22 protein-coding genes and 1 pseudogene are annotated in these 20,388 nt (G+C 66.0%); 8 read left to right on the top strand and 15 right to left on the bottom strand.

From position 1 onward, the window contains the following. Both HP507_RS02420 and HP507_RS02415 read right to left on the bottom strand, forming a co-directional pair. Positions 1–363 (bottom strand): 2,3-bisphosphoglycerate-dependent phosphoglycerate mutase (locus tag HP507_RS02420; protein ID WP_175350263.1); only part of this gene is annotated, 363 nt, incomplete at its 3' end. After that, positions 360–866, bottom strand: a complete 507-nt coding sequence (locus HP507_RS02415; RefSeq protein WP_079238232.1) for a universal stress protein — start codon at positions 864–866, stop codon at positions 360–362. The genes HP507_RS02415 and HP507_RS02420, both read right to left, overlap by 4 nt. A gap of 277 nt (positions 867–1,143) precedes the next feature. On the opposite strand from HP507_RS02415, the gene HP507_RS02410 reads away from it, so the two are divergent. Continuing rightward, positions 1,144–1,890: an ABC transporter permease gene (locus HP507_RS02410; RefSeq protein WP_079238233.1), complete on the top strand. Its 747-nt coding sequence runs from the start codon at positions 1,144–1,146 to the stop codon at positions 1,888–1,890. Positions 1,891–2,090: 200 nt separating this feature from the next. Here the strand turns inward: HP507_RS02410 and HP507_RS02405 are convergent, their stop codons facing one another. Together HP507_RS02405 and HP507_RS02400 are read right to left on the bottom strand one after the other, a co-directional pair. Further along, positions 2,091–2,750: a response regulator transcription factor gene (locus HP507_RS02405; RefSeq protein ID WP_079238234.1), complete on the bottom strand. Its 660-nt coding sequence runs from the start codon at positions 2,748–2,750 to the stop codon at positions 2,091–2,093. Further along, entirely contained in the window at positions 2,747–3,727 is a 981-nt protein-coding gene (locus HP507_RS02400; RefSeq protein WP_158521906.1) for a sensor histidine kinase, read from the bottom strand. The genes HP507_RS02405 and HP507_RS02400 overlap by 4 nt, the downstream gene beginning before the upstream one ends. A gap of 358 nt (positions 3,728–4,085) precedes the next feature. On the opposite strand from HP507_RS02400, the gene HP507_RS02395 reads away from it, so the two are divergent. The 5 genes and pseudogenes from HP507_RS02395 to HP507_RS02380 all read left to right on the top strand — a co-directional run bounded on the left by HP507_RS02395 (position 4,086) and on the right by HP507_RS02380 (position 6,826). Beyond that, complete coding sequence (locus HP507_RS02395; protein ID WP_202818728.1) at positions 4,086–4,733, top strand: COG4705 family protein; 648 nt, start codon at positions 4,086–4,088, stop codon at positions 4,731–4,733. Position 4,734: 1 nt separating this feature from the next. Next, positions 4,735–4,788 (top strand): annotated as a pseudogene (locus HP507_RS18500) (hypothetical protein); the annotation flags it as partial. A gap of 216 nt (positions 4,789–5,004) precedes the next feature. Next, positions 5,005–5,637 (top strand): DedA family protein, encoded by a 633-nt coding sequence (locus HP507_RS02390; protein WP_079238236.1) that lies wholly within the window; start codon positions 5,005–5,007, stop codon positions 5,635–5,637. Then, positions 5,634–6,401 carry a COG4705 family protein gene (locus HP507_RS02385; protein WP_258369293.1) on the top strand — a complete coding sequence of 256 codons (768 nt, stop codon included), beginning with the start codon at positions 5,634–5,636 and terminating at the stop codon, positions 6,399–6,401. Before HP507_RS02390 ends, HP507_RS02385 begins: the two co-directional genes overlap by 4 nt. A gap of 146 nt (positions 6,402–6,547) precedes the next feature. Beyond that, positions 6,548–6,826, top strand: a complete 279-nt coding sequence (locus HP507_RS02380) for a hypothetical protein (protein ID WP_175350262.1) — start codon at positions 6,548–6,550, stop codon at positions 6,824–6,826. A gap of 14 nt (positions 6,827–6,840) precedes the next feature. On the opposite strand, the gene HP507_RS02375 is transcribed toward HP507_RS02380, so the two are convergent. The 8 genes from HP507_RS02375 to HP507_RS02340 all read right to left on the bottom strand — a co-directional run bounded on the left by HP507_RS02375 (position 6,841) and on the right by HP507_RS02340 (position 12,245). Then, the gene (locus HP507_RS02375; protein ID WP_158521907.1) at positions 6,841–7,002 is read right to left on the bottom strand and encodes a hypothetical protein; all 162 of its coding nucleotides are present in this window, start codon (positions 7,000–7,002) and stop codon (positions 6,841–6,843) included. A gap of 869 nt (positions 7,003–7,871) precedes the next feature. Continuing rightward, positions 7,872–8,900: a hypothetical protein gene (locus HP507_RS02370; protein ID WP_175350261.1), complete on the bottom strand. Its 1,029-nt coding sequence runs from the start codon at positions 8,898–8,900 to the stop codon at positions 7,872–7,874. Then, positions 8,900–9,145, bottom strand: a complete 246-nt coding sequence (locus tag HP507_RS02365) for a hypothetical protein (protein ID WP_141399070.1) — start codon at positions 9,143–9,145, stop codon at positions 8,900–8,902. Before HP507_RS02365 ends, HP507_RS02370 begins: the two co-directional genes overlap by 1 nt. Then, complete coding sequence (locus tag HP507_RS02360) at positions 9,142–10,005, bottom strand: antitoxin VbhA family protein (protein WP_079238240.1); 864 nt, start codon at positions 10,003–10,005, stop codon at positions 9,142–9,144. The genes HP507_RS02365 and HP507_RS02360 overlap by 4 nt, the downstream gene beginning before the upstream one ends. 40 nt (positions 10,006–10,045) lie before the next feature. After that, complete coding sequence (locus tag HP507_RS02355) at positions 10,046–10,321, bottom strand: hypothetical protein (RefSeq protein ID WP_071295108.1); 276 nt, start codon at positions 10,319–10,321, stop codon at positions 10,046–10,048. Then, positions 10,321–11,376, bottom strand: a complete 1,056-nt coding sequence (locus tag HP507_RS02350) for a hypothetical protein (RefSeq protein WP_079238241.1) — start codon at positions 11,374–11,376, stop codon at positions 10,321–10,323. The genes HP507_RS02355 and HP507_RS02350 overlap by 1 nt, the downstream gene beginning before the upstream one ends. Then, complete coding sequence (locus HP507_RS02345) at positions 11,342–11,659, bottom strand: hypothetical protein (protein ID WP_058741009.1); 318 nt, start codon at positions 11,657–11,659, stop codon at positions 11,342–11,344. The genes HP507_RS02350 and HP507_RS02345 overlap by 35 nt, the downstream gene beginning before the upstream one ends. Further along, positions 11,652–12,245, bottom strand: coding sequence for a hypothetical protein (locus HP507_RS02340; RefSeq protein WP_175350260.1), 594 nt, complete (start codon positions 12,243–12,245; stop codon positions 11,652–11,654). Before HP507_RS02340 ends, HP507_RS02345 begins: the two co-directional genes overlap by 8 nt. 408 nt (positions 12,246–12,653) lie before the next feature. Here HP507_RS02340 and HP507_RS02335 point away from each other — a divergent pair, with 408 nt between their 5' ends. Both HP507_RS02335 and HP507_RS02330 read left to right on the top strand, forming a co-directional pair. Continuing rightward, positions 12,654–13,454 carry a hypothetical protein gene (locus HP507_RS02335; RefSeq protein WP_175350259.1) on the top strand — a complete coding sequence of 267 codons (801 nt, stop codon included), beginning with the start codon at positions 12,654–12,656 and terminating at the stop codon, positions 13,452–13,454. A gap of 36 nt (positions 13,455–13,490) precedes the next feature. Next, positions 13,491–14,066: a hypothetical protein gene (locus HP507_RS02330; RefSeq protein WP_175350258.1), complete on the top strand. Its 576-nt coding sequence runs from the start codon at positions 13,491–13,493 to the stop codon at positions 14,064–14,066. Between the two features lie 216 nt (positions 14,067–14,282). Here the strand turns inward: HP507_RS02330 and HP507_RS18265 are convergent, their stop codons facing one another. The 3 genes from HP507_RS18265 to HP507_RS02315 are packed head-to-tail and all read right to left on the bottom strand — an operon-like array spanning position 14,283 to position 20,319. Then, a complete protein-coding gene (locus HP507_RS18265; RefSeq protein WP_175350257.1) occupies positions 14,283–17,669 on the bottom strand; it encodes a DEAD/DEAH box helicase family protein in 3,387 nt (1,128 codons plus the stop codon). Beyond that, positions 17,666–18,820 (bottom strand): restriction endonuclease subunit S, encoded by a 1,155-nt coding sequence (locus HP507_RS02320; protein ID WP_175350256.1) that lies wholly within the window; start codon positions 18,818–18,820, stop codon positions 17,666–17,668. Before HP507_RS02320 ends, HP507_RS18265 begins: the two co-directional genes overlap by 4 nt. Then, positions 18,817–20,319: a type I restriction-modification system subunit M gene (locus tag HP507_RS02315; RefSeq protein ID WP_333781370.1), complete on the bottom strand. Its 1,503-nt coding sequence runs from the start codon at positions 20,317–20,319 to the stop codon at positions 18,817–18,819. The genes HP507_RS02320 and HP507_RS02315 overlap by 4 nt, the downstream gene beginning before the upstream one ends. Positions 20,320–20,388: the final 69 nt, after the last annotated feature.

Raw genomic sequence — 20,388 nt, 5'->3', positions numbered from 1 at the left:
TGGTCGGCCGTCTCGGGAACGGCGCAGCCGCAGGTACTCGGCGTCCCCAAGCGCAGCGAGGGATGCCGCCTTGGTCATCCCGGTGAGCGCGCCGAAGTTCCGCTCGTTCAACTCCCACACCGCGGTGGTCGGGATGTCCCGACCGAGGACGTCGCTGACGAGGTCCGCGGTGTGGACGGCGCGCTGCAACGTCGACGTGAGGATCAGGTCCGGGATCACGTGGTGCACGGCAAGAAGCCGACCGGCCTGTCGAGCCTGCTCCTCACCGCGAGCGGTGAGGAGCACGTCGAGCAGGCCCGTGAAGGTCCCGGCCTGGTTCGCGGTGCTCTCCCCATGCCGAAGGAGCACCAGTGCACCCGTCATGACGCATCCCACGGGAGCGGTTCATCGAACCCCACGGGGTTCACGGGGACCACGAGGACGGGACGGTGCTGCTGATGCGCGAGTCGCGCCGCGACCGAGCCGTTGAAGAACTCCGTGATCCGCCGGCGACCGGTTTGGGTGCCGACGACGATCATCACCGCGTCGCGTTCCTCGGCGACCGCGGCCAGCGCGCGTGCGGGATCGCCGACCTTCGCCAGCACCGAGGCGTGAACCGACCGAGCAGCGGCGATCTGCTCGATGACGGCCCGGTCAGTTTCGGGAAGATCCGCCGGCCCGGCGTCTGCCGAGTCCGGATCGATCGGCTCGATGATCTCGGACCCGTCCGCTCGATTCCCGGCTGACAGGAGCGCTGGGTCGACGGTCACGCACACAAGGGGAACCGTGAAGCGTTCAGCGATCTGCGCCGCGACCGTCACAACGTCACGCACCTGCCCGGCCCGCACGCCGACGACGACCGCGCCGGTCGGTACTGCTTGTCCCATGTCTTCTCCCTACCTCAGGCGCGCAGAAGCGCGACCAGCTGAGATAGGGACTGTTGTCGACGAGTGTCGAAGTTGGGTCCGGCAAGCCCCACTGCCGGGTCCGAAGACACCACCAGTATGCACCCGAATCGAATGCACCGCCGCGCCGATTTCCCGCCCCTTCCACCGCGCCGGATCGGCTATCGGACACCGGTGGGAGGGTCGGTCGGGGTCAGTCGTGCCGCAAGGGCCGCGGAGCCAGAGGCCTACAGTTCAGACGTGAGTGTTCGGAGCACGCGTGGCTGATCAGCTGACGCACGCGCTGCTCGGTGTAGTGCTGCTCCTTGGGGTCGCGTCTGCGGTGCTGGTCCTGGCGCGGGCGGAAGTGCCATGGGCGCCGGCCGTCGCGATCGTGCGTGGCGCGGCACAGCTGGCGGCGATCAGCCTGGTGCTGAGTGGAATCATCCGATCGCCGCTGCTGATCGGGGCGGCACTCCTAATGATGTTCTCCGTCGCTGTGGTGACTGCCGCGCGTCGACTCGGCAGCGTGTCCACGATGGCACTTCCGGTGGCGGTGTCCATGGCGTGCGGCGTCCTGGTGACCGGCAGCGTCGTCTTCGGCACGGGTGCGGTCGAGTTCAGCCCTCGGTACGCCCTCGCCATCGGTGGGATCGTGATCGGAAACGCGATGACGATTGCGACCATCAGCGGCCGGCGGTTCCGGGAGCTCGTGGCCGATCAGTGGGACGAGGTCGAGGGGTGGCTCGCGCTTGGAGCGTCACCTCGACGTGCGACGGAACGGCTGGTGCGTCGGGCGGTCAGCGCGGCGCTCGTGCCGACGGTAGATCAGACCAAGACGACCGGGTTGGTGACGTTGCCCGGCGCGTTTGTCGGAGCGGTGTTCGGCGGGTTGTCGCCGCTGGACGCCGGCCGGTTCCAGATCGTGGTGCTCGCCGCGATCATGGCCGCCGGATCGTGCACCGCGGTGTGCCTGACGCAGTGGTTGGCACCAGTCGCGACCAGGCCCACCACGTCAGCGCACTGACATGGGCTGAGGCTGAGACTTGGTCGTTCCTTGGTGTGCAGCGGCGAGGGTGGCCTCGGAGGTGGTTCCCCGTGGGCGTGTGGTTGGTGTGCGCAGTGGTCGTCGTGCTGCTGGTGATCGTCGGTTCGGTTGGAGCTGCTGTACTCGCAGTGGCCTCGGAAGCTGAGCGCGAGGGCCTCTTCGATGACTGAGCGGTGGCCTCAGACTGGTGTGCCGAGCCGGTATCCGACGCCGCGGATGGTGGTGATGAGGTCGCGGTCGGTCTTCCGGCGGATGTAGTGGACGTACGTGTCGACCGTGCCGAGCTGCTCGCCGTTGTCGAACACCGCGGACAGCAGATGCTGCCGGGTGAACGCGCGGGATGGTTCGCCCGCGAGCAGCCGGAGCAACGCGGTTTCCTTCTCGGTGAGCATCACCCGTCCCGCGTAGGGGGAGGTGATGCTGTGGTCCTCGGGGTAGAACGCCCACCCGCCGATCTCGACGCTGGTGCCGGTGCCGGTGTAGTCGCGGGTGAGCGCGCGGAGCCGGGCGGTGAGTTCGTCGAAGTCGAACGGCTTGACGAGGTAGTCGTTGGCGCCGGCGTCCAGCCCGGAGACACGGTCGTGGACCTCGCTAAGGGCGGTGAGCATCAGCACGGGGGTGCTGATGCGTCGCTGTCGGAGGGTCGCGATCACCGTGGTGCTGTCGATGCCCGGGAGTCGACGGTCGATGACCATGACGTCGAAGTACTCCGCGTCTGCGGTCTCGAGCGCGGATTCCCCGTCGGCGCAGAGCGTGACGGTCCACTGCTCGGCCAGCTCGTCCGCGACCAGCGGCCCGAGTCGGGGGTCGTCCTCGACGAGCAGCAGTCGCGGCATCATGCGCGGGCCTCCCGATCGTGTTCCGGTGCGCGGTCGTCTGTGATCGGGAGACGGAGTGCGAAGACCGTCCCGCTGCTATCGGTGTGCTCGACGACGACGACGGCGTCGCCGCCGGCTCTGACGGCGATGTCGCGGACCAACGCCAACCCGATGCCGTACCCCGTGCGGGTGCTGGTTGTCGTGGTCGCTTCGACGGGGGTGCCGTGAGCGAACCGGTCGAAGACCCGTGCTGGCTCGATACCGACCACGCCGGGGCCCTCGTCCGCGACGCGGATCGTCACGCGACCACCGTTAGTCACCGCGGTGATGTGAACGCTGCCACCGGCCCGGGTGTGGCCGATGGCGTTGTCGGACAAGGCAATCAGGCAGCGGTGCAGCTGGGTCTCCGACACCTGCACCACCGCGTCGACCGGGTCGACATCGAGGTGCACCTGCCGTTCAGTTGCGAGGACGTCCATGTCGCGGTGCACGGCTTCCATCGCGGCCCTCAGGTCAGCGGCGCCGTCCGAGCCACCCGACCCTGCAGCTGCTTCGAGGAGGTCGTTGACGATGTTGATCAAGATCTGCGTGTCGCCACGCAGCTCGTCGACGACCGGGCGCCGCCGATCGTGCGCCGGGGTCATGCGTTGCAGACGTTGCACGCGTGCATGGAGCACCGTCAACGGGGTGCGGAGCTCGTGGCTGGCGTCCGCGACGAAGGTGCGCTGCATCCGTGCCGCTTCCGCGATCGGCCGCACTGCTCGACGGGCGATGACCCATGCTGCGATGCCGGCGAGGATGATCGCGAGACCACCGACGCCGATGACCGCGATGCTCAGGTCGATGGTGTCGAGGTAGATGTGGATGTCGGTCGGCCCGGGGCGTTCGTGGAGCTGGTTCGGTGTCAGCTGCCACAACACGTACGTCACGACGAGGACGATGATCGCGATCACCAGCGCCGCTGACACGACCGCGACGCGGAGCGCAATCCCGACCACCGACCGTCGGTAGGTCAACCGGTCCGGGTCGGTCTCAGGACTCGACCGGAACGACCATCGAGCCAGCTTGTCTGCGACCGTTGACCGCCATCCTGCCGACATGAGACCCCTTCCGGACAAGCGACGCCGGAACGCGAGGGGGTGCGTTCCGGCGTCGCCGTGTTGGCTCGATCCTGCCTCACTCATGGCAACACCGGTGCACGGATCCTCACCGCCGCTGGTCAAGGAACGGCCAAGAAACCGATCTCCCCACCAGTCAGGCGTGATTCTTGGTGGAGTCTTGCGCGCCGCTTTCTACCGTCGGAGCATCGCCGGTCCCGCACACCGCGGCACGGCCCGTCCCGACGAGGAGAACGCCATGTCCCACTCGCCCGCAGCGCCGATGCCAACCCGGAGCCGCTCGAACAAGGTGCCTGATCCGACCGCGTCGTTCTGGATCATCAAGGTCCTCGCGACCACCGTCGGCGAGACCGCGGCGGACCTCCTCAGCGACACCGTCGGTCTGGGCTTACCGCTGACAACGCTGATCATGGCGGCCGCGCTGGCCGTGTTCCTGGTGCTGCAGTTCCGTGCCCGCAGCTACCGGCCGCCGCTGTACTGGATCACCGTGGTGCTGATCAGCATCGTTGGCACCTGCGTCACCGACAACCTCACCGACGGCCTCGGCATCCCCCTGGCCGTCAGCACCACCGTCTTCGGCGTCGCCCTGCTGGTCGTGTTCGCGATCTGGTACCGCGTCGAGGGCACCCTGTCGATCCACAGCATCGACACGGTCCGCCGCGAAGCGTTCTACTGGCTCGCGATCCTGTTCACGTTCGCACTCGGTACCGCTGCCGGTGACCTGATCGCCGAGCAGACCGGCCTGGGGTACTTCCCGTCCCTGCTGCTCTTCGCCGGCGCTATCGCCCTGACCGCTGCGGTCTGGTTCATCGGCCGTCGCGGTCCTGTCCTGTGCTTCTGGATCGCATACATCCTCACCCGTCCCCTCGGGCGCGTCCACCGGTGACCTGCTGTCCGCGTCCACGAAGGACGGCGGACTCGGGATCGGGACCGTCACCACGAGCGTCGTGTTCTTCGTCGTCATCGCCGCGATCATCAGCTTCCTCGTGATCCGGCTCCGCCGCGAGGAACCCGCGCAGCGGAGCCGACTCACCGTCTGACCCCGTTCGCTGGTGCCGCCGTCGACTCGAACGGCGGCTGCACCAGCCCGTCCCGTGAAAGGCACCTCGTGCTCCACACCGTTCCGCTCGCAGTGAGCGTCGTTCGACGCAGCCTCCGTGCTGCATGCGTTCGGCCCGTTCGTCCTCGCCGGGATCGCGCTGCTGATCTTCATCGAGTCCGGGGTCCTGTTCCCCTTCCTGCCCGGAGACTCGCTCCTCGTCACCGCAGCGATCATCAGCAGCACGCTCGGTGTGACACCGTGGCAGGTCGCCATCGTCGCCGCGATCGCCGCGATCGCCGGCGACCAGGTCGGCTACTGGATCGGGAAGCGCTTCGGGCGACGCCTGTTCAAGGAAGACGCCCGCATCCTCACCACCGCTCGACTCGACGAAGCGGAGGCGTTCTTCACCAAGTGGGGCGGCCTCAGCCTGGTCCTCGGCCGGTTCGTCCCGATCGTCCGCACCTACGTCCCCCTCGCCGCCGGCACCGCGCAGATGCACTACCGCCGGTTCCTGCTCTTCAACCTCATCGGCGCGATCTCCTGGGCCTGCGGCCTGACCGTTGTCGGTGTGCTCCTCGGCGGCATCCCGCTCATCGCTCACAACATCGACGCGCTGATGTTCGTCATCATCCTGGTCTCGATCCTCCCGATCGTCATCGGCGCACTCCGCCGCCACGTCGCTCGGAAGAACCGAGACACGTCCGCATCCGCGCCCGCATCCGCTGAGCGGACGGCTCGCGAGCAGTGAACACCACGCGAGGCGAGCTGAACCGGGTGCCGAAACCCACCGCATCGTTCTGGCTGATCAAGGTCCTCACCACCGGGATGGGTGAAGCACTCTCCGACTTCCTCGTCACACGCTTCGCCCCCGTCCCGACCGTGCTGATCACCGCGGTCCTCTTCGCGGTGATCCTCATCGTCCAGCTGCGGGCGGACCGATACCGGCCCTGGTTGTACTGGGGCACCGTTTCCATGGTGGGAGTCTTTGGCACGATGGTCGCCGACGTCACCCACGTCGCGCTCGGCGTCCCCTACGCGGTGTCGACGCCCGTGTTCCTCGCCGGGCTCGTCGCCGTCTTTGTCTTGTGGCGTCGCGTCGAGGGAACGGTCGACGTGCACACCATCACCAGCATCCCCCGGCAACTGTTCTACTGGGCCGCCGTGATCACCACGTTCGCAATGGGGACCGCCGCCGGAGACCTCGCCGCCAGCACCTTCCACCTCGGCTACCTCAGCGGCGGCCTCGTGTTCGTTGCCGCGATGATCGTCGTCGTCCTCGCACGGGCAACAGCGGTCCTCGGCCCTGTCACAGCGTTCTGGACCGCGTACGTCCTCACCCGACCGATCGGCGCATCCTTCGCCGACTACATCGCCGTCCCACACTCTCGAGGCGGCCTCGACGCGGGCACCGGACTCGTCAGCGCGGTCCTCCTCATTGCCATTGCCATTGCCTTCACGGTGAGTTGGAAGAACTCGACGCAGCCAGCACCATCCGCCGGAACTGTCCGCTGATTCACCAGCTACCGGGACGCGGTCACGACACAAAGCGAAGGCAGAAGGACGACACAAAGCGAAGCTGCTCACATGACTGGTCCCGGGGATGTTCTCGATGAGGGCCCGGGATGCGAACGTAGGTGCGGCCTCCTACTGTCGCGGTCATGGGTCGTCTCCGTTCGGATCGTTGGTTGCCCGGCTCGCCGTTCTCGCTCAAGGAGGATGCCCGTGGCACGGAGATGCGCGAACTGCCGAAGTCGTTGCCGGTGCATGCGTGGTTCCAGTTGCCCGACCGCCTGATTCGTCGAAGTGACGCCCATGCGTACCGCCTGACTCGGGACGCCGTCTGGGTGGAAGCCGGTCGCGGCGAGACCAAGCTCGCCGCCTGGGTGTGGCGCAGTTCGGGGAAGCACCGACGGCAAGGTGATGTGACTTCCACCTAATCGATTGGTCTTCGTCAGCTGGGCAGGTTGTAGCGGAGGTCGTAGCTGGTGTCGGCGGCGAACAGCAGCCAGTTCCGTACTTCTTCGAGCGAGGCCGCGTCGTCGCCGCTGCGGGAGTCGGCTCGGGGGAGCGTGTGATGGCCAGACCGCAGATGCGCCAGTCGGCGCTGCTGCATCGGAGCGCACTCCTCGGGTAGACGATTGGCCCGCAGAGCGTGAACCTTCAGACGGGCGGCTGACAAGTGGCCCACGGTGACCTACCGCGGTCGGGCGCTGCTGGCGATCTCGCCGATGATGTCCATGTGGATGTCCTTGATGTCGTGTGGTTCGCGGCCACGTCTCTGTAGACACCGAACGGTCTCGACTCTGAGGAGTCGAGACCGTTCGGTACTTGACAGTTACAGCCCGACGCCGTAGCGGATAGCCACGTAGGCTGCAACCGCGAACTTCATCAAGTCGATGATCGCTCGCAGGTCAGGCGACACAGAGATCACGGATCGCGAGGGCTTCAAGATCCGCAACTCGACACGCCCAAGGCGCGCACGGATGTTGGCCAAAGTGGGCAGTTGGGGCCTAAACTGATAGCCATGAGGGGCGGGAGTTGACATGTTCCTGACTTTCGTGGTAAGGGCTGATTTCCGATCCGTGCCGGCAAGCTAGATCCGGAATGCAGTCCCGCTGGCGCCTCCAGTCGGAATCGACTGGAGGTTCTTGCGTTACGAGGCTCGAAACTGTGTTCGGCCTCAACTCGATCCTACGACGGACCACTGCCCTGCCGCACTTGTGCCTGATGGAAGTGTTACAGCCGTGTAGTTCTCCACAACGTCTTCCACAGTCTGAACAGTTCGGGTAATCCGGAACATCAAGCATCCACGGCCGACCACCGACTCTTCCCCACACCCGTGGACGCGCTCGATCCACAAGTGTGGAATCTTCGTCTCGGCGTGTCGGATCCACTCAAAGTCGCGTGTCGGACTTGTCTGCGGGCGCGCAGAAGTGAGACGGTGCTCGGTTGCTGACCGAGGAGCACTCCCCTGCGTCCTCGTCAGTTGGGCAGGTTGTGGCGGAGGTCGTAGTCGATGTCGGCGAGGAACTGCAGCCGGTTCCGCACCTCCTCGAGGGACGCTGTGTCGTCGGCGTTGCGGAAGTCGGCGCGGAGAATCGTGTTCGCGGTGATGATGTCGTCGGTGCGGTCCGTGTAGCCGGCGGCGGCCGCGGTGAGGAAGATCGCGGGGTCCGCTGGCCGGATGAGTTCGGTGCCGGCGAAGCCGATCGTGTCGGGTTCGAACCCGAGCGCGGCCATGTCAACTTCTTCCTCGGTGAACGCGACGAGCCGGTACGGCATCTCCCGTCTACTGATGGCGGGGTAGCCGGGCCGGGCGGAGATGGCGCGCCCGGAGATGCGACAGCCCGCACCTATGAGCCGTTCCGCCTGCTCGGCCAGCGGCAGGTCGGACGTCCATCGTGTCCTGACGCCGCCCGGTCCTGGATAGCAGGCGATAGCGAAGTCCACGAGGCCACCGACCTGCCGTGACTCCCACCCGATGTCCGTGCGGTGCACGCGTTTCCCGAGGCGTGCGAGCGCGTCATCTACCTGTCCGGCAGTGAGTCCGGCCTGCACGAGCTTGTCGAAGGTGGAGCCGTTGACGGCGAGCAGCCGTGCGACGGCGAAGGTGACGTAGATGGGGGCGGCGTCCTTCCATCGTTCCTTCGTCCCGAGGGCTTGACTGCCGTCGATCCAGACGCGGCGCCGGTCGACGTCGACCAGCAGCACCGTCGCCGTCTGCTCCGCGAGCGCGATCTGCGTCGCAGTCACGGTCCGCGGGGCCAGCAGGAGCAGTTCCGCATCAGTCGGGTCGTCGTTGCGGGGGCGTTGGGTGAGGGTCGGGAAGCGTGCTCGGCGGCCGTCGGGGAGGCGGATCGTGTCGTGCGTCTCCACGACCGCGCGAAGCCCAGCGAGTTTCAGGACGGTGAGGGTGTCGGTGAGGTCGGTGGTGTCACCGAGCCCATACGGCATCGTGATCCGCGGCCGGCCGGCGTATGCGGCGGCGACCCATTCGAGCCTCAGTCCCATCAGCTTTGTTCTCCCGGGGTGTCGGGCCGGGTGATGGCGATCAGCCAGCGGGTTTCTTCGAGGAACGGTTCCCACCCGTCGCGGGTGTCCCCGTGTACTGGTTCGCAGATGTTGCCGGTGTCGGTGCTGCGGATGATGACCTGCCGCAGCTCGCTGCTAGGCGGGTCGCGGAAGAACACGTGCCCGTGCACCCCGGTGACGTCGTAGGAGACGTTGAGGAGGAACAGGTCCGGCCGGTTGGTCATGGTCGCCACCGTCGTCCGCGGAACAGGGCGATGATCGTCGTCAGCGGTCGGCCTTCCCGCATCCAGTCGAGCGGGGTCAGGATCCGGTCGTCGACGGCGAGGAAGTCCAAGGGTGTGGTGATGAACTCCGTCATTGCTGCCGCGTCGAGGAGCGGCTGCGGGGCTGCCGCGTAGAGGACGTCAAGGCCTGGCAGCAGCGAGGACGGGTCGCCGAACTCGGGGAGGGCGGGCTTCACGAGTTGCCAGTCCGGGATGCGTTCTTCGCCATCGAGGTCGAAGCTCGTCAGCCGGCACGACTCGAACAGCTCCCCGACCTCGTCAATGCTGACCTGCAGGGCCGCAGCGACTTCGGGTTCGGTGAGGGTCGTGTTCAGGAGGTTCCGGCGGATTCGGGCCTGTGTGGTCTGCCACCAGTCCTCGGGAACGTCCGCCGGACCAACAGCACCGTGGTCGGGGGCACGGGGGATCTGTCTGCCTTCGTCGGCGTAGGCGCTGAGCTGCTCGCGGGTGACTTCCCCGCGGGCGTACATCCACAGCTGCGACTGCCAGGGCATGTCGTCGGGGGACCCTTCCAAGTAGCCGGAGTGGATCACCGCCCGAACGGCTTTCTCCCGCTTCGCGATCTCGGAGGCGGGGATGAGGAGGGTCTGCACGATACGGTTCGCTTCCCGCACCGCCGGCACCGTCAGGTCCGACAGGACCGTGTTGGTCCTGTCGTAGAGCTCATACCCCGGCTCGACATCCACGGCGCGGACAAGGATCTGCGCCAGGTGTGCGTCCGGGTTCTCGGTGTCCTCGAGGAGGACATGCCCCGAGAGGATCCGGTCGTTCGAGAGATGCAGGGACACCAGATGCATCATCAGCAACTACCTCCAAAGGGACGGGCGTGAGCAGAGCGGATCAGGGCTGGGGGAAGTCGGCGGGAGTGCGGCCGATGCGTTCGGGCGTGTAGCGGAGGAGGAACCGCATGATGCGTTCCGCCTCGACCATCGCCGGGACCGAACGATCCTGCCCGTCCGGGTCCACGTTGGTGAGCCGGAACCAGGGCGGTTCATCCGTGTGGTCCACCAGGACCGCGGCGGGATTGTCGTCCGGGTGGGTGGGGTCGGTGAACATGACGGAGCCGAAGAATCGGGTGTCGTCGTACGCCAACGTCAGTGACAGCAGTTGCAGCATCAGCCCTCCCTGCCCTCACCGCTGCCGGGGTGCCAGCGAAGGTCATGGGCAAGGTCCGACTTGAAGTGCAGCAGCTGCCGCAGCCCGTTCACCGCATCCGTGTTCGCGGCCACCCAGCTGTCTTCGTAGAGAACGTGCGCGGTGATGAAGTCGTCCGCGCAGCACCCCTCAGCGCCGGTCAGGACGGTGGTGTCCTGCGGGATGACGACCGACACTGTCGCCTCATTCATAGTGGCGGGCTCGTAGCCGAGCGCCTGCATGTCGGGATGCTCGGCGAAGAACGCGGTCAATCGGTCTGGCGGGACGAGTACGCCGGACTGCTGCGCCGCCCACCGGTCCGACATCACCCCACCCAACGCAATCAGCTGGTCCGCCTGCTCGTCGATGGTGGTGTCGCGGCGCCAGCAGGTCCGGATTCCACCGACACCGGGGTAGGCCGCCAGCGCCCAATCGCACAGGGCGGCGCGATCGGCTGCTTCCCACCCGATCGGCGTGAAGAACACGTGTGTCCCGAGAGCAGGCATCGCGGCACGCACAACATCAAGTGGAATGCCGATGCGGTCCGCGATTGACTGAGAACCCCCGCCGTGGATGGCGATGGCGCGGGCGATCGCGAACACGGTCCGCCACCCTGGGGTCGCTTCCCGTTGCATCGACGTGCCGGACAGCTGCCGCCCGTCAGCCCACACCCGCCCGCGTTTCCCGTTCACGACCACCAGGTCGGGGTATCGGCGCACCAGTGACAGCACCCCGCCCTCGGACCCGCCGGGCAGGAGGATCACATCATCCACCCGGCCCTCGCCGCCGTCGCCGTCGGTGACGGTGGTGGTCGGGTCCGGGGTGGCGAGAAGCGCCGTGCGGCCGTCGTCGAATCGGAGCCGGTCGAACGTCTCCACGCGTGCGGTCAGCCCGGCAGCAGCGAGGGCGGTGAGGGTCTCGGTGATGTCGATCGTGTAGCCAAGCCCGAACGGCAGCGACAGCATCGACTGCTCATGCCGGATGGTCCGCACCCACTGCCGGTCAGACATCAGCCGCACCAGCCGCTTCAGGACCACGCCCCACCGCACGAAGCTTCGACAGTGCGTCCATCACTTGAGTCGCTGCCTCACGCAGCGGGTCCGCAGGATCCGACAATGGTGTTCCGTTCAGGAGCGTGAACACCCACCCGTCTTCGCTGGTGCGGACGTTGACGGTCCGCTGCAGGATCTTCGGCCCGGTGGAGTTCGTGAACGTCATTCCGGCCAACGTCGGCCAGATCCCGGCGTCGAACTGCGCCGACAACGACAGCAGCCGCAACGGCACCGGCTCGAATCGCAGCGCCGCCCCACGCTCAGGCATCGCCAGCCAACCGTGGGTCGTCTTCGGAGAGCCGCTCGAGCCCGAGCCCTGATGCGTCGAGGATGGCGTTCTCTGACTCTTCGGTGGCTACGAACGACCCGATTTGCGCGTTGATCGCGACAAGAGTCCCGATCCGACTCCGCGCGTCCAACACGACCGCGGCGACCTCCTCAGCCGTGCAGTCAGACGTGAGCTCCGGCTTCGATGGGTGCAGGGCAGGGAACTCGAGTTGCTGCACCGGCGGGTGCCACTTCACACCGATGCGCAGCACACGGCCGTCGGTGTCGTTGCGGTAGAACATCGACCCGAACGGGTGCCCCATGTCGAGCGTGAGGTCCGCACCGTACAGCGTCCAACCCTTGGCCGCGTAAGCGGGATCCCAACGCTGGACGGTGAGAGCACCGAGCCCCATCTTCAGGCCCGGGATCAGCGCCTGGCCGTCCTGCAGTTCGGCGTAGAGGGCCTGGAGGTTCGGGGGACTCTGGTCGCGCAGGTCCGATAACGGGATGCGCGCGATGCCACGAATCGCGGCGAGCTGCTGACGCTGCTTCGCGGTCAGCGCCGTCTCGTCGGGGCTGCCATTCACGAAGCAGACCCGTCACCGGTCTCGGCAGTCCTCTCGGGACGCCCGGTCGGACTGGTGATGGCACTCCTGGTGTGACTCGCGATGCGACGCATGTTGCGCACGCTACGAGGCCCGCGCCACTCATGGGGCCGTTCGAACGGCGCCGAGTCCACCAGCAGGAAAACCCGTCGCCGCCATGCGCTTCAGCGACTCCTGAGTCCCAGTCCGAACTCCCAGCCCGGACTCCCCACTCCGGGGGTCAGAAAACGCCGAACAGGCAACATTCTGGCCCACGAACGAGGGTCAAAACGGCTCCTAGAGTCCCAAATCAGGTCCGCGAACAGTGTCGGCGCCCCGCTCGCAAGCACGAGCTCGCATAGGGGTGGCACAAGCGAGCAACCGCCTCGCTCCGACCTGAAGGACACCACCATGGACCGCAACCTCACCATCAGCAACACCCCCATCACGACCTGCACGCAGACGACGCACCACATCCACAGCGTCGAGGAGCTGCAGCAGCTGCGCATCGCCCTCCGCCGAGCCGACCGCCGAGGCCGGCAGGAGTTCACCTGCCCGATGATCCGTGCCTGGCGCCGCCAGTTCGTCGACACCTACGCGGTGGACGCCACGTTCACCCCGACCGATGCGTCGCAGTCGGACAAGACGGAGCTGCACCGCAGCCGCGTGCTGGAGGCCGACATCCAGGTCGGCAACGTCCTGGTGCGCTGGCACTGCGACGGATGGCCCGTCGCCACGCCCCGCACCGCGGGGGAGACCAACCTGGACGGAGATGCGCTGCAGCCGGCCCCGACGCCTGCGCCGAACGACCCGAACTGCTTCGGGTACGCGCACCGTGTCCCCGCCGCGATGCTTCCGCCCACCCGCAAGGACGACCACCTCGAGGGTGCCCAGCGGCGCTCCACGCGGAACCTCAGCGAGCAGCAGAACGCCGACCAGCAGAGCGTTGACCACTGGGCTGCGGACGCGTCTACGCCGAGTCAGTGGAGCTACCTGCCGGGTGTCAGCCAGCGCGTCGAGCTCGACGCGACCCCGTCGCACGCTGCGGACAACTCGGCCGGCTCCCGCGAGTCGAACTACGAGCCCGGCTGGTACGACGAGCGACCGGCGACGGCGTTCCGACACGCGCCCTGGGTCATCGAGCTGATCGTCATGAAGCGTGACGCGTCCGAGTCTGAGCCGAGCCTCCTCGACCCTGATCTCCTCGACTGAGTCTCGTCGGCAGCGACGTCCGCCTGCGGTAACGGTGTGGCCGCTGTCGGCCAGCCGCGCCGGGCCGTCGAAGCGCCGCTCACCATTGGTGAGCGGCGCTTCGTCATGCCGGCGAAGCGTTACGGCCTGGTCCTGGTTCCTCCAGCTGAGAGTGCAAAATTGAAAGGAGGGGACGTCTGCTCTCGTGGTGATCTTCCGGCTGCTGCATCGACCTCGGCTGCTGCATCGACCTCGGTTCCAATGGCGGTGAGATCGACCAGAGATCGCCAGCTTGCGACGTCCCGCGTCGAGCGCACTCAGTTGAAGGATCCACCCGCGGCCGGCAGGTCGCTGCCCATCACCCTGACGCAGCATCTCGCTGACATGCTGTGGCTCACCGGCACCACGAGCCCCCGGATCCTCCGGGAGCAGCGAGACCGCTTCGAGAGCGACCCCGCCCTACCTGACCCGGACGACCCGATCTTCGCCCAGTCGTCTATGCGCTGGTGCCGCACCGCCGCCGACGCGGTCCTCCTCCTCGCCTACGAGCAAGCCGCAGGTCATACCGCGACCATGCTCTGGGATCTCGACCAAGACGAGCGCGTCGTCCTCAGCACCCGCGTCGACGAGTAGCCGCCAACGACGGACCGGGAAAGGCTGCGCCTCGAACCGTCCCACGCTCGACGAACCCGATTGCCGGTGTGGGCGCGCTGGACCCTGTGCATGCGGCCACTGTCCGGTTGAACGAATGAGCGTTATCGGCGCGAGCAGCGGCCGACCGATTGCGTTGGCTAACGGCCGTGGTTGAGCCGCAAGTTCGATCTGGCCGCCGATGGAGTAACGGGCTGACTACCCTGAGGCCGCGGTTCCGGGCCGTGCATGATTGTGCACGTCGTGCAGAATCTGCACGATCGCTGCGACGTCGCTTTCGTCGAACAGGTAGTCGATGCCGCTTGGGGCCCGATCTGTGTACGGCGACTCGTAGAGGCGCCCTGCTTCCATCAGCCCGTTCGCGGTGAGCTCGTCAACGATGAGATGAATGAATCGGATCTGTTCGACGGAGAATCGCGAGCCGTCGAGGAAGCGTTCGAAGGACTCGAGCGCCGCTTCCCGGTCAAGGCCCACGAGCGACCGGATGAACGATCCAAGCCCTTGGGCCTCCTCGGCCGCCAAGTCGATATCGGCCTTCGACCCTGCGCCGCTCGCCAAGAGCATCTGCTCCAGTGCGTCCAGGTCTTCCGACGTGAGCTGACGATTACGGCGCAGCCGCTGCAGCGCGAGGTGGTCCTCGTGCTGCCGTAGGTATGCGGTTGCCTTCACGCGGAATCGTTCGAGGTCGGTGCCCGGTGTCGTGTGCTGCAGCACGATTTCAGTGGCGTCGCCGAGTTCGTCGATGAAGTCGGTGTAGACGCGGGGGCGGGTGACGTTCGGTACGAATCGGACCAGCGCTCGGAGGCGAAGGCGTGCGATTTCGAGCATGCCGAGGGTCACGTCGAGCCACCAGTTGTCGCCGGCGACCTCCTCCAGAAGCACGACTTGTTCCGCGACGGACGGGATCGCGGTTTTCGCCAGGAGTGCGGTTGCGATGGCTTGCACGGTTTGACGGACCCGCTCGGAAGCGGTGGCGTCGCCGTCGAGCTGCGCAAGCTGTCGGCGCAGGATCAGCAGGTCGAAGCGCTTCGCGTCAGTGTCGTCGTCCACCACGCTCGACGGAAGACCGGCGAGGTGCTCGAGCGCTTCCGAAGCGCCCTCGGGCGTGAGCGCGTCCCACGCCGCCAGGTCGGCGTACTGCTCGACCCAGCGCCGCTCGGGACGGACGAGAAAGTTGTCGAGGTTCATGCCCGCGACCACCTCGTGCAGCGTGCCCGCGGCCGAGGCGCGAAGGTCCGCGTCGCCATGCGTTCGGTCGAGGGCGGTGATCAGTCCGAGCCGGGCTTCGAACAGCCGTTGGGTGAGGGACTTCTGCGTCGACCCTTCGGCGCCGGGAAGGTCCTGGCTGAAGAACTCGAGGTTGCCGCAGAAATCGAAGACCAGGAAGTCCTTCTTGGGGCGGCCTTCTCCGAACAGGTCGGGGCTGAGGCGGGTGCCGCGGCCGATCATCTGCCAGAACTTCGACTTTGATCGAACGGTCTTGAAGAACACGAGGTTCACGACTTCGGGCACGTCGATGCCGGTGTCGAGCATGTCGACGGAGATCGCGATGTGCGGCGCGTGGTCGGCGATGGAGAACTCGTCGATGAGGTTCTGGGCGTACGGGGTGCCGTGGGTGATGACGCGCGCGAAGTGTCCCGCGTGTTCGGGGTACTGCTCGTCGAATCGCTGCTGAATGAACTCGGCGTGGTCCTTGTTCTTCGCGAACACGATTGTCTTGCCGAGGCGGTCGCCGCCGGCGACTTTGTACCCGTCCGTCATCAGCGTCGCCAGCACCTTGTCGACGGTGTCCTCGTTGAACAGGAACCGGTTCACTTCTTCGGCGTCGACGGCGGTCGGCGTGCCGCCGTCGCCCCAGTCGAGGGCGTCCCAGTCGTCCTTCTCGGCCTCGCTGAGGTCGTCGTAGCGGATGCCCTGACGCAGGAAACGGGTGCCGACCGACACGCCGTACGGCGGGACGAGAAATCCCTCGGCAACGGCTTCGTCCAAGCCGTACGCGTCGGTGGGCACGCCGTCTTCGAGGTGGAATCGTCGGTAGGTGTTGTGGTCGACCTCGTCCTTCGGTGTGGCAGTCAGCCCGACCAGCATCGCGTCGAACCAGTCGAAGATCGCCCCGTACTTCTGGTAGATCGACCGGTGCGCTTCGTCGACCACGATGAGGTCGAAGAATCCCGGCCCGAATTGACGCGTCGGCCCGTCGTCGCCGTCGTCGGTGTGATTGATAAGGTTCATCATTGTCGGGTACGTCGAGACGTAGACGCGTCCTTCGGCGGAGCGCTCAGTGACCAGGTTCACCGTCGCGACGCTGGGCAGGTGCGCCTTGAATGCGTTCGCCGCCTGCTTCACAAGCGCGGTGCGATCGGCGAGAAACAGAATGCGCTTCGCCCAGTTCGCCTTCATCAGCTGATCAACTAACGCGATGACGGTTCGGGTCTTCCCCGAGCCGGTTGCCATGACGAGTAGCGCTTGCCGTTGCCGCCGATCGAACGTGTCGCCGACGGCCTTGATGGCGCGCACCTGGTAGTGCCGGCCAGCGATGTCCGTGCTTACGGGAGCGGCTGACAGCGGCAGACGGGAGGAGCGACGCTGGATCATGAGCTCGAGCTCACTGCGGGTGAAGAATCCTGCTACCTGCCGCGGCGGGTATCCGGCTGCGTCGTCCCAGAGCCAGTGCTCGTATCCGTTGGTGTAAAACACGACCGGCCGACGCCCGTACATCGCCTCGAGGCAGTCGGCGTAGAGCTTTGCCTGCTGCTGCCCGACAAGGGCGCTCTTAGTCGTACGCTTCGCCTCGACGACCGCGAGCGGCAGCCCGTCCGCTCCCCACAGCACATAGTCGACGAACCCAACGCCCGGTCCGTTCGGCATGCCCGAGACCTCGTACTCGCGATCCCGCGTCTCGGTGAGCGGCCATCCTGCCTCGGCCAGCAATACGTCGATGAACAGGTCGCGGGTCTCGGCTTCGGAGTAGTCGTGATCGTCGGTGGCGTGATTCGCCGCCTGCGCCACGGCTACCTGCGCGCGCAACTGCTCGATCTCGGCGGCCTGCGCCGCCGCGACCTCGTCGCGCTCGGCGAGAGCCTTGGCATGTGCTTCGTCTTGTGCGGCGAACTTCGCCGCGAGCCGCTGCACGTCCTCCCGCGTGAGCGGCGCTGCCTTGGCTGCGAGCGTGGAATCGAACGTCGCGCCAGTGGGTACACCTTCCGGATGCGCCGAATGCCGGAACACTGCCCACACCAGCACGTGATGCAACTCACGAAGCGCGGCCAGCGCCATGTCGGGCCGCACCGGTTGCTGCGCGTGCACCGCCTGATTGCCAAGCTTCCGGATCAAGTTCAGCTTCTGCTGAATCCCGAGCCCTGCGATTCGCGCGAAACCGGCGTCGTTGATACGCGCGGCGAGATCGTTCTGGTACGGGACCGGCAAGTCGAGGACCTCGTAGAGGCGGCCGACGAGCTGCTCTACCGCCCGGCGACTGTAGAAACACGCCGACCGCGGGTCGCTCGACAGGTGAGATTCCGCGTGGGACGCATCCGCGAACACTTCCGGCCACGCCGCGCGCACAAAGGCAAAGTTCGCGCTCACAGCTGTCCCTGGAACGCTCGCAATTGGAGGGCAGCGAAGAGCTCGTCCTCCAAGGCAAGGGCGTGCTCGACTTTGGCTCGCTGGAGCTCAATCCTGTCCACGTGGGCAGCAAATTTCCGCTGTGCAGTAGGACTCACGGCAGGAAGCCTCAAAGTCGCCAGCTTTGCCTTGGATACGTTCTTCATCGATCCCCCCGTTCCGCTTGACATTCGACTTATCCGGCGACGAATCGTGGGGGTTTGAAGCAGGATGCGATAGAAAGTTGGATTACTTGCCGTGTCGCGCCACTCGAATCGCCAGATCTTGTCGGGTAGAACCAGATTGTCAGCGACCTGACTAACGTAAGCGACCGCACCGACTAGTTCAGAAGTATTGGCGCGACTCATAAGCAGATCGCCTTCGCGAACGAAGTGAGCAGCCGGTGGCTGATAGTTAGAGGGCAGCGGCTTTGACTCGCTTGGGCGGAATTGCCCGCTTGTCACCGAGCTGATCTTGAGCACTCGATATGGCGTTTCGGCGCTCAAATCTTCAGCTACCAGATTTCGACCGCCAGTGAGAGACGCAATCTCGCCGAGTGACACCGTGTCCCCGGCATTGGCGGGGTCGCCAAACATGCTCATGAACACGCTTTGACTCAATGAGTTCATTTGTGCGAGGAGGTGACGGCGCTGGGTGCGCATCGCGTCCGCCTGGTTGAGGATCGCAGCAATCCGCCGCTGCTCCTCAACCGGCGGCAGGGGAATCTCGAATTCCTTCAGAGCCGTTGGGCTCAATCTGGGCAAGTTGGCCCCAGCAGCTCGGGACGCGGCGAATTCGATCATGCGCGTCTGTGCCAAGAAGTGCGCCAGGTAGTCGCGGTCCAGCCGAGGTCCGGGAAGTATCGGAAGGATGTCAGTACTGCAGACCCCACTGAACGTCGGCCGGCTGATCTTGCCGAGATTGGGGCGAAGCTTGCTGTACAGAAGGTGTTGAGCGGTGAAGGAGAATTTCGAGCTCGCTAGTGCCGCGCGGCCAACGGTGTCATGACCAAGGATTCTGCCACCTCGTTCGAGATGCTCAAGACCGAGGTATCTCGTGTTCGGATCGATTCGCGTTGGATCAACCGATCGGCGATCAACAAGCGCGACATCGCCGAGCCGTTCGACCTTCACGAAAGCATCGCCTTCAGCTCGGCCAGGCCATCCGCGATCTCGGCTTCCAGGGCCTCGATGTCGGCAATGATGTCGACTGGCGGCCGGTGCTTGACCTCGTCGTGGATGACTTCCTTGTATCGGTTCAGGGAGAGGTCGTAGCCCTGAGCCGCGATGTCCGCCTTGGGAACGGTGAATGACTGCTCGGTACGCGCCCTCTTGAGTTCGCTCGTGCGGCGGTCCGCCCAGCGAGCGAGCACATCCGGTAGGTCGTTCGCCTCGATCGGGTTCCGTTTGTCGTCGAGGGAGAAACCGTCGGCGTGCACATCGTAGAACCAGACGTCGTCAGTGCCGCCGGAGTTCGTCTTGGTGAAGAACAAAATCGCGGTCGACACGCCTGCGTAGGGGCGGAAGACGCCGGAAGGCAGCTTGACGACTGCGTCGAGCTTCTGGTCCTCCACGAGCACGCGCCGCAACGTCTTGTGCGCGGACGACGACCCGAACAGCACGCCGTCGGGTACGATCACGGCCGCTCGGCCGCCGGGCTTTAAGAGCTTCAGGAACAAGGCGACGAAGAGCAGCTCGGTCTTCTTCGTCTTCACGACGCGCTGCAGGTCCTTCGATGTTGACTCGTAGTCGAGCGACCCGGCAAAGGGTGGATTCGCGAGGATCAGCGTGTACCGCCCGGCGTCGTCGCTGGCACCTTCAGAGAGGGAATCGCGGTAGCGGATGTCGGGGGCTTCGATGCCGTGCAGGAGCATGTTCATGCTGCCGATTCGCAGCATGGTCGAGTCGAAGTCGAACCCGTGGAACATGCTTGTGTGGAAGTGCGAGCGCTGCGCGGCGTTGGTCAGCACACTTGGGTGCTGTCGCCGCACGTACTCGGATGCGGCGACCAAGAACCCGGCGGTGCCGGCCGCAGGATCGCAGATCTCGTCCGCTGGCTGCGGGGCCATCATGGCGACCATGAGGTCGATGATGTGGCGGGGTGTACGGAACTGCCCGTTCACGCCGGCCGATGCGATCTTCGACAGCAAGTACTCGTAGAGGTCGCCGTTGGTGTCGCGTTCGGCCATGGGGATGTCGTCGAGCATGTCGACGACCCGCGACAGCAACGCGGGTGTCGGGATGGTAAAGCGGGCGTCGCGCATTTGCTCGCCGTACGTGGAGCCATCACCGCCAAGAGCACGGAGGAATGGGAAGACCCCTTCCCCGACGATCCGCCACATCGCCTCAGGCCCATCGTTCTTGAACCGGCTCCACCGCAACTGCTCCTGGCCGGGCCCGTAGATCTCTCGGTCGATGCTGCCGCCGGTGACGCGCGCCTTCTTTTCCGCGAGTGTCTGGAGGTCGTCGAGCCGACGGACGAACAGCAGGTAGGTGATCTGCTCGATCACCTCAAGCGGGTTCGAGATGCCTCCGGACCAGAACGCGTCCCAGACTCGATCGATCTTGCTCTTGAGTTCTCCGGCTATCACTGTCTCACGATATCGGCTGCTCGCGCCGTCGCCACTGCCCACGTTCGTGGCACGTTGCTGCTCAGTGAGTGGACGGTCGGGTTGATGACCCGTCGCGAAGCGAGTAAGGCT

Origin of the sequence: Curtobacterium pusillum (genome assembly GCF_013359865.1) — a bacterium.
In the GTDB taxonomy this organism is placed as follows: Bacteria; Actinomycetota; Actinomycetes; order Actinomycetales; family Microbacteriaceae; genus Curtobacterium; species Curtobacterium pusillum.
The sequence above is the reverse complement of the archived record's forward strand: the minus strand, read 5'-3'. Positions and strand labels throughout refer to the sequence as shown.

Excerpts from the sequence above, each read along its gene's own strand:
- HP507_RS02415 (WP_079238232.1), bottom strand. The coding sequence starts at position 866 with ATGGGACAAGCAGTACCGACCGGCGCGGTCGTCGTCGGCGTGCGGGCC.
- HP507_RS02405 (WP_079238234.1), bottom strand. The coding sequence starts at position 2,750 with ATGATGCCGCGACTGCTGCTCGTCGAGGACGACCCCCGACTCGGGCCG.
- HP507_RS02395 (WP_202818728.1), top strand. The coding sequence starts at position 4,086 with ATGTCCCACTCGCCCGCAGCGCCGATGCCAACCCGGAGCCGCTCGAAC.
- HP507_RS02380 (WP_175350262.1), top strand. The coding sequence starts at position 6,548 with ATGGGTCGTCTCCGTTCGGATCGTTGGTTGCCCGGCTCGCCGTTCTCG.
- HP507_RS02375 (WP_158521907.1), bottom strand. The coding sequence starts at position 7,002 with ATGCAGCAGCGCCGACTGGCGCATCTGCGGTCTGGCCATCACACGCTC.
- HP507_RS02370 (WP_175350261.1), bottom strand. The coding sequence starts at position 8,900 with ATGGGACTGAGGCTCGAATGGGTCGCCGCCGCATACGCCGGCCGGCCG.
- HP507_RS02365 (WP_141399070.1), bottom strand. The coding sequence starts at position 9,145 with ATGACCAACCGGCCGGACCTGTTCCTCCTCAACGTCTCCTACGACGTC.
- HP507_RS02360 (WP_079238240.1), bottom strand. The coding sequence starts at position 10,005 with ATGATGCATCTGGTGTCCCTGCATCTCTCGAACGACCGGATCCTCTCG.
- HP507_RS02355 (WP_071295108.1), bottom strand. The coding sequence starts at position 10,321 with ATGCTGCAACTGCTGTCACTGACGTTGGCGTACGACGACACCCGATTC.
- HP507_RS02345 (WP_058741009.1), bottom strand. The coding sequence starts at position 11,659 with ATGCCTGAGCGTGGGGCGGCGCTGCGATTCGAGCCGGTGCCGTTGCGG.
- HP507_RS02335 (WP_175350259.1), top strand. The coding sequence starts at position 12,654 with ATGGACCGCAACCTCACCATCAGCAACACCCCCATCACGACCTGCACG.